Here is a 6,032-nt window from a genome sequence, read left to right as displayed (position 1 = left end):
GATAAGCAATGATCCGCTCTAGGGGACGTGACGATGGCGGCCGTGCGCAATTGGCCCATACTTCCGATCCCGGCTCATCGGCTGACCATTTGCTCCGGCTTTAGCTCAAGCCGTACCACGCTCCGTGGGGGCTCAGATATCCTACTCGGTCACGCTCGAAGATGATCCCGACGGTATTGCGGTTTGCGCCAGTGGCCTTGACGGCGTCCAACACCGTGACGCGCCCACGCCAGTTCGAGAATTGCGACCGAGATCAAGGGTTGTCACCCACTATCCCAGATCAGCTGGAGACCGTCTTCGCCTTCGACTTCGGCCAGCATGGCGTACATCGGAGCGGGGAAGCACGGGTCGTCGAGCCTGGCTGTATTGCCATGATGCGTCAACCGTCGGCATGGATTGAAAATGTTCAAGCAACTTATGTTTGGCGACAAATATCAACCAGTGGCTGCGGTTGACGATGCGGTTCGTGTTCGTCGTCATCAGCCGTCGTCGTCTTGGTGCGGCCGAGATGGCAGGGCAGGGGAGCGGAGGTCCCGTCGGTCGGATCGGTGCGTACCGGCTCCTCGTCGACCAGGTCCTCGACCCGCAATGCCGCCACCTCCGAACGCCGGCGGCCGCCGGAAGAGAAGGCGACGAGCAGCAGCGCCCGATCACGCAGATCGACCAGCCGGTCGCCGGCGCAGGCAGACAACAGCTTTGCCGGGAGGTCCCTGGTCACCGCCGTTTTGCTCCTGCGCTGCTGCGGCCGTTTGCTCGCCGTCAGAGTGGACACGGCTGGGCGCGCTGACGCCCGTGGTCGGGATGCCTGTCGAGGCTTTTGTGCAAACCGGCGACCGGACAGCCCTGGCCTACCTGACCAAGCCTTTTGCAGACCAGATAGCCCGGGCCTTCAGAGAGGAATGAGGTATCCGCGACCATGGATCCGTGTTGGCGACGCCCATCATGGTGAGACTGTCTCCGGATGCCTGAAGTTCCATGGCATAAGCGCCTCGAGCTCGGATACTGGCCAGCCTTTAGCGATGCGGGTCAAGGTCTGGGAAAGCCAGCCGAGCGGATCGACGTTGTTCATTTTGGCCGTCTGGAGAAGCGTGGCCAGTGTTGCCCACGTCCGTCCACCGCCTTCACTGCCGGCGAATAGACTGTTTTTGCGATTATGCAAATCTTTACATAAAAGAAAGAACGCCCTCTTTGCAGGTTCGGACGCTGGAGCGGAGCATTGGGCGACGATTGCTTCGCTGATCGAAACCGCCAAGCTCAATGACGTCGAGCCACTCGCCTATCTGGCCGACGTCCTCAGCAGAATCGTCAACGGCCATCCGAACAGCCAACTCAATGACCTGCTTCCTTGGGCTTACGCCGCAAGCACGACGCCCAAGGCTTGGCTGAGAGCACCGCTTGTTCGAGCCGAATCATGACGGCCGTCACCTGGGTCGCAGACGTTACTCCTATAACGTGTCCGCATTCTTCCCGGCGAATCGATGACGCTGTAGAGTGATCGAACGTGCACCACACCATCTCACCCGGAGGCCTGTATGACTGAGGTCTTGCTGTTCCACCACGCACAGGGGCTGACCCAGGGTGTGCGCGCGTTCGCCGACGACTTGCGGGCCGGCGGTCACATCGTACACACACCGGACCTGTTCGACGGACGCACGTTCCAGAGTATCGACGACGGTCTCGCCTACATCGGTGAGATCGGATTCGACGAAATGCGGGAGCGCGGCGTCCGCGTCGCGGACGAATTGCCTCCCGAGCTTGTCTATGCCGGATTCTCGTTCGGTGTGCTGCCGGCGCAGAAGCTGGCACAGATACGGCCCGGAGCCCGCGGAGCCCTGCTCTTCTACTCTTGCCTGCCGATCACTGGCGAGTGGGCCTTCGGACCCTGGCCAGACGGCGTCGCGGTCCAGATTCACGGCATGGAAAACGACCCGATCTTCGTCGGCGAGGGCGACATCGACGCCGCCCGCGAGATCGTGGAGAAGGTCGAGGACGCGGAGCTTTTTTTGTACACCGGCGATCAGCACTACTTCGCCGACAGCTCGCTCCCGTCGTACGACGCAGATGCGACCGCGCTACTCACCATCCGCGTGCTTGAGTTCCTGGATCGCGTCTGATCCATGCCGACGTTTTGGTTGAGCTCAATCCCGAAAGGTGGTCCCGCAACAGCGCTTACATTTGAGTGATGAGGAATGACGGATCGTCGGACCGCTGTTGCCGACCGAGTGTGGCCGCAAGTCTCGGCCGTCGCATGACAATCGCCGCTTTTTCAATGGCATGCTCCAGGTTCTGCGCGTTGGCTGTCTGTGGCGGGATATGCACGAGCGATATGGCAAGTGGAATTCGGTCTATGTTCGTTTCCGTCGCTGGGCCGAACAAGGCGCATGGGACGCACTTCTGGAAACGCTTGCCGAACTTGGGCTGACCGACGACTGGCAACGCATCGTCACCGACAAACTGCGCTCATACGGAACAGCAAGACGGGACGCGATGCTCGCTGTCGAACATCCATCACACAAGGGCATAAACAATCGTGCGGAGAATTCTCACGTGCCACTTCGAAAACGAGAACGGATGATGCAGGGATTTCGATCCGTCAGCGGCTTGCAACGTTTCATCTCAGTCTTCTCAGCAGTCCGCAATAGGAACGCTCAGCCCTAGCCACCCACATTCATCGCATCCGCGCAATGGCGCAGTGGAAAGCCGTGACTGGCGCAGTTGCCTGAGTTCACAGGAAAACGCCTTGTCCGCGCGTCAATGAAACAACGTGACATCGCCGGTCTTCGTCCTCCTGTTTCCGATTACTGAACAGTGACGATGTTACACTCGAGAGTTTTCGGCGGCCTCGTCAGGTCATGTACACGCCACCGGTAACGTTGATGCCTTGGCCGGTCATGAAGCGGGCGCTGTCAGAGCACAAGAAGACGACTACATCCGCGACGTCTTCAGGTGTTTCGATGCGACCGAGCGGTGTTTGTCCGACATATTCGTTGAAAACCTGTTCCGGCGTGATGCTTCGCAAGGTGGCCTCCCACTCGATCTCGCGGCTCTGCATGCCGGTCTTGACGAAGCCAGGGCAAACGGCATTCACCCGGATCCCCTGGGGAGCAAGCTCGCGCGCCAGCGCCTGCGTCCAGCCGAGCACCGCAAACTTGCTCGCAGAATAGTGCGCGAGAAGCGGGGCGCCAACCTTGGCGGCCAGCGATGCGGTGTTGACGATGCAGCCGCGGCCTTGTTCCGAGAAATGACGCCCGGCGATCTGGTTGCTGAGGAATATGCCGCGGGCGTTCACATCGAAGTTGAAATCCCATTCCTCGTCGGTCAGTTCCAGCGCCTTCTGCATGGTGGAAACCCCAGCATTGGCAATCAGGATATCGACGCCGCCCAGTTTCTCCAACGCCGTAGAGAAAGCGGCCTGCACCGACGCGCGCTTGCGCACATCGACTTCGACAGCAATCGCGCCGTTTCCGATTTCATGCGCCGCCTTTTCGGCAGATCGCACATCGATATCCGCAATGGCGATCGTTACGCCCTGCCGGGCGAGCGCCTGTGCGATGGCAAGACCGATGCCGGTACCGCCTCCGGTAAGGAAGGCACGGCGGTCGCGTAGTTCTGGGAAACGCGGATGAGTCATGACTACTCCAATGAAAGAACACAAGGGACAAAACACCACCATTTGCCGGCTTTTCCCTGGGTTCGGTTATGGTTTGACCGGCGTTTTGACCGATCGGCTAAATCTTCTCCGTCCGCTGGACAGGTTGTTTCCGTCCGTCGGTTCTTGAACCATGCTCCATCTGTGGACGCCCCGGTGAATGCAAGAGGAGTTTCGGGCGGTATTACGCGCGTAGTCGGGTGCTGACATCTGTCCGGCCTTTCGCGCGACCGTTCATCCGTCGCTGGCCCGTATGGGAGTTCGCGGATCGGGCTCCAAATCAATTCGGCGTGCTCGAAGCACTCCGGAGCATACTGGTTTTCCCGACCCCGTCTCATCGACTGTTGCGCCATACCTTCCGTTGACCTTCCTACATCTCGACGACCTCTGGCCGGGCGGTTATGCCGCCACAGCTGGAGCTTTATAGACGCCGCCCTTTGCCATAAGTGCCCATACGATGCGGGCCATCTTGTTGGCGAGAGCGACTGTCACAAGCATGGGTGGCTTGCGGGCAAGCATGCGCCCGAGCCACGAGCCTTCTGGGGTGCCGCGCCGGCGAGCCTGCAGCACCACGGCGCTCGCACCGATGATGAGCAGGCGGCGCAATGTCCGCTCTCCCATCTTCGATGTCTCACCGAGTTTTTGCTTGCCTCCGGTGGATCGCTGCAACGGTGTCAATCCCAACCAGGCAGCGAAGTCGCGGCCTCGCTTGAAGCCCGCCGCTCCTGGGGCAAGGGCGATCAAAGCCGTCGCGGTGATTGGACCGACGCCGGGGATTGTCACCAACCGTCGTGCGTCTTCGTCTTCCCGAGCACGCCGAGCGATTTCGACATCTAGTTTCTGGATCCTTTGGTCGAGCGACGTCAGAGTATCAACCAGAATGGCGAGGGCCATGCGTGCGGCCTCCGGCAACTTGCTCCTGGGATCCTCCACGTGCCAGACAAGTCTGGTGACGTGAGAGGGCCCCTGGGCAACAATCAGTCCGTATTCCGCCAGGTGACCCCGCAAGGCGTTGATCGTCTGGGTGCGCTGCCGCACTAGCAAGTCGCGCGCTCGGAACACCGCCGCGCTCGCCTGCTGCTCCTCGCTCTTAACCGTGACAAAGCGCATCGTCGGGCGCTGGGCCGCCTCGCAGATTGCCTCGGCGTCGGCGGCATCGTTCTTCTGGCGCTTCACAAAAGGCTTTACATAGGCAGGGGCAATCAGGCGAACCGTGTGGCCGAGTTTGCCGATCTCACGTGCCCAATAATGCGCGCTGGAGCAGGCTTCCATCGCGACGATGCACGCCGGCTGTCCGGCGAAGAACGCGAGCAGCTTGTCCCGCCGCAGCTGCTTGCGGAAAACGACAGCGCCAGCGGTATCCGATCCATGCACCTGAAAGACATTCTTGGCCAAATCCAACCCCATCATGCTAACGTTCATTTCGGACGTCTCCTCTGTTGTGGCGGTTAACACCACCATGTTGGCACATTCGATGCCGTCGAGGGGCGTCCACCCCATCAATGCGTGACCCTGATGCCCTGTGGCTTCGGTCACAGAATGGCGTTCGGCTCCCGGTTTCCCATTCTCCTTGAGGAGCGCAGCCCGGTCCTGCCGGGCTCGCTAAGCAGTCATCAGGACAACCGGGATATCGTCGACGCGGCTTCCGCGGTGCTGCTGCCGCGCGGCTCGTAGGCGCGCTGGTCACGCAGGATCTGGAAGGCGATCGTCAAAAGCTTACGCGCAATGGCCACGCGCGCCTTGTTCACTCCTCTGATTTTCAGATGCTCGTATTGGGCGCGCAACTGCGCATCGCTGGCGATGGCGGGTGTCACCGCTTCCACGAACGCCCAGCGCAGCCACTTGTTGCCCTGCTTGATGATCTTGCCATGAAAGGTCTTGCCGCCGGAGGAATAGGTCGAGGGCACCAGCCCGGCATAGGCGGCAAGCTTCTTCGGGTTACGGAAGCGCGATATGTCGTCGATCTCGGCATCGATCAGCCGGGCGAAGAGCTCGCCAATGCCGGGGATCGTCTTCAACAGCTTGACGTTGGCATTGGCCTTGGTCATCGCCCGGATCGTCGCCTCCGACTGCTTGATGCGCCCATCAATGTCGCCGATGAAGTCGAGGCCACGGTTTATCTGGACGCGGTCGATCTCTGAGACGTTGACCTCAGCCAGCTGGACGCGGCCGGCCCTGCCGAACAGATCGCCGAGCTTCTTCAGCTTGGCCGTCTGTTCCGGATAGCGATCAAACACCGTGACGATGCGGTTCTTCGTCATCGTGCGCAGCCGCACGTAAAACATCCGCTCGCGCAGGGCAGCGCGCAGCTCGCGGGCACTGTCGCTCGGTGCCCAGGCTTCCGGCACCAGGTCGGCTCGAAGCAGATGCGCCAGCACCGTCG

The 6,032-nt window shown here is 60.8% G+C and carries 4 protein-coding genes and 6 pseudogenes; 4 read left to right on the top strand and 6 right to left on the bottom strand.

Features of this window, described 5'->3' with window-relative positions:
• Positions 1 to 263: 263 nt before the first annotated feature.
• Positions 264 to 365, bottom strand: a pseudogene (locus PMI09_RS31205) (DUF736 family protein); the annotation flags it as partial.
• Positions 366 to 466: 101 nt separating this feature from the next.
• Positions 467 to 757: pseudogene (locus PMI09_RS03980) on the bottom strand (integrase); the annotation flags it as partial.
• 2 nt (positions 758 to 759) lie between these two features.
• Between PMI09_RS03980 and PMI09_RS32020 the strand changes: the two are divergent.
• Positions 760 to 903, top strand: a pseudogene (locus tag PMI09_RS32020) (HlyD family type I secretion periplasmic adaptor subunit); the annotation flags it as partial.
• 37 nt (positions 904 to 940) lie between these two features.
• On the opposite strand, the pseudogene PMI09_RS30020 reads toward PMI09_RS32020, so the two are convergent.
• Positions 941 to 1,150: pseudogene (locus tag PMI09_RS30020) on the bottom strand (transposase domain-containing protein); the annotation flags it as partial.
• Positions 1,151 to 1,172: 22 nt separating this feature from the next.
• Between PMI09_RS30020 and PMI09_RS03970 the strand changes: the two are divergent.
• The 3 genes and pseudogenes from PMI09_RS03970 to PMI09_RS32775 form a co-directional block, all read left to right on the top strand.
• A pseudogene (locus PMI09_RS03970) lies at positions 1,173 to 1,415 on the top strand (transposase domain-containing protein); the annotation flags it as partial.
• A 117-nt stretch (positions 1,416 to 1,532) separates the two neighbouring features.
• Positions 1,533 to 2,114 (top strand): dienelactone hydrolase family protein, encoded by a 582-nt coding sequence (locus PMI09_RS03965; protein ID WP_007789122.1) that lies wholly within the window; start codon positions 1,533 to 1,535, stop codon positions 2,112 to 2,114.
• Between the two features lie 82 nt (positions 2,115 to 2,196).
• Positions 2,197 to 2,723 (top strand): annotated as a pseudogene (locus PMI09_RS32775) (transposase).
• A gap of 122 nt (positions 2,724 to 2,845) precedes the next feature.
• Here PMI09_RS32775 and PMI09_RS03955 read toward each other — a convergent pair.
• From PMI09_RS03955 to PMI09_RS03945, 3 genes are all read right to left on the bottom strand, one after another.
• On the bottom strand, positions 2,846 to 3,631 hold the full coding sequence (locus PMI09_RS03955) for an SDR family NAD(P)-dependent oxidoreductase (RefSeq protein ID WP_007789121.1): 786 nt from the start codon (positions 3,629 to 3,631) through the stop codon (positions 2,846 to 2,848).
• 417 nt (positions 3,632 to 4,048) lie between these two features.
• Positions 4,049 to 5,071, bottom strand: a complete 1,023-nt coding sequence (locus PMI09_RS03950; protein ID WP_037081858.1) for an IS110 family transposase — start codon at positions 5,069 to 5,071, stop codon at positions 4,049 to 4,051.
• A 191-nt stretch (positions 5,072 to 5,262) separates the two neighbouring features.
• Positions 5,263 to 6,032: IS110 family transposase (locus tag PMI09_RS03945; protein ID WP_007789119.1), on the bottom strand; the 770-nt coding region annotated here is incomplete at its 5' end.

Source organism: Rhizobium sp. CF122, assembly GCF_000282035.1.
Classification (GTDB): domain Bacteria; phylum Pseudomonadota; class Alphaproteobacteria; order Rhizobiales; family Rhizobiaceae; genus Rhizobium.
Note: the sequence above shows the minus strand (reverse complement) of the source record. Positions and strands in the feature narration are given on the sequence as shown.

Coding starts and splice junctions, on each gene's coding strand:
- PMI09_RS03955 (WP_007789121.1), bottom strand. CDS start 3,631: ATGACTCATCCGCGTTTCCCAGAACTACGCGACCGCCGTGCCTTCCTT.
- PMI09_RS03950 (WP_037081858.1), bottom strand. CDS start 5,071: ATGAACGTTAGCATGATGGGGTTGGATTTGGCCAAGAATGTCTTTCAG.
- PMI09_RS03965 (WP_007789122.1), top strand. CDS start 1,533: ATGACTGAGGTCTTGCTGTTCCACCACGCACAGGGGCTGACCCAGGGT.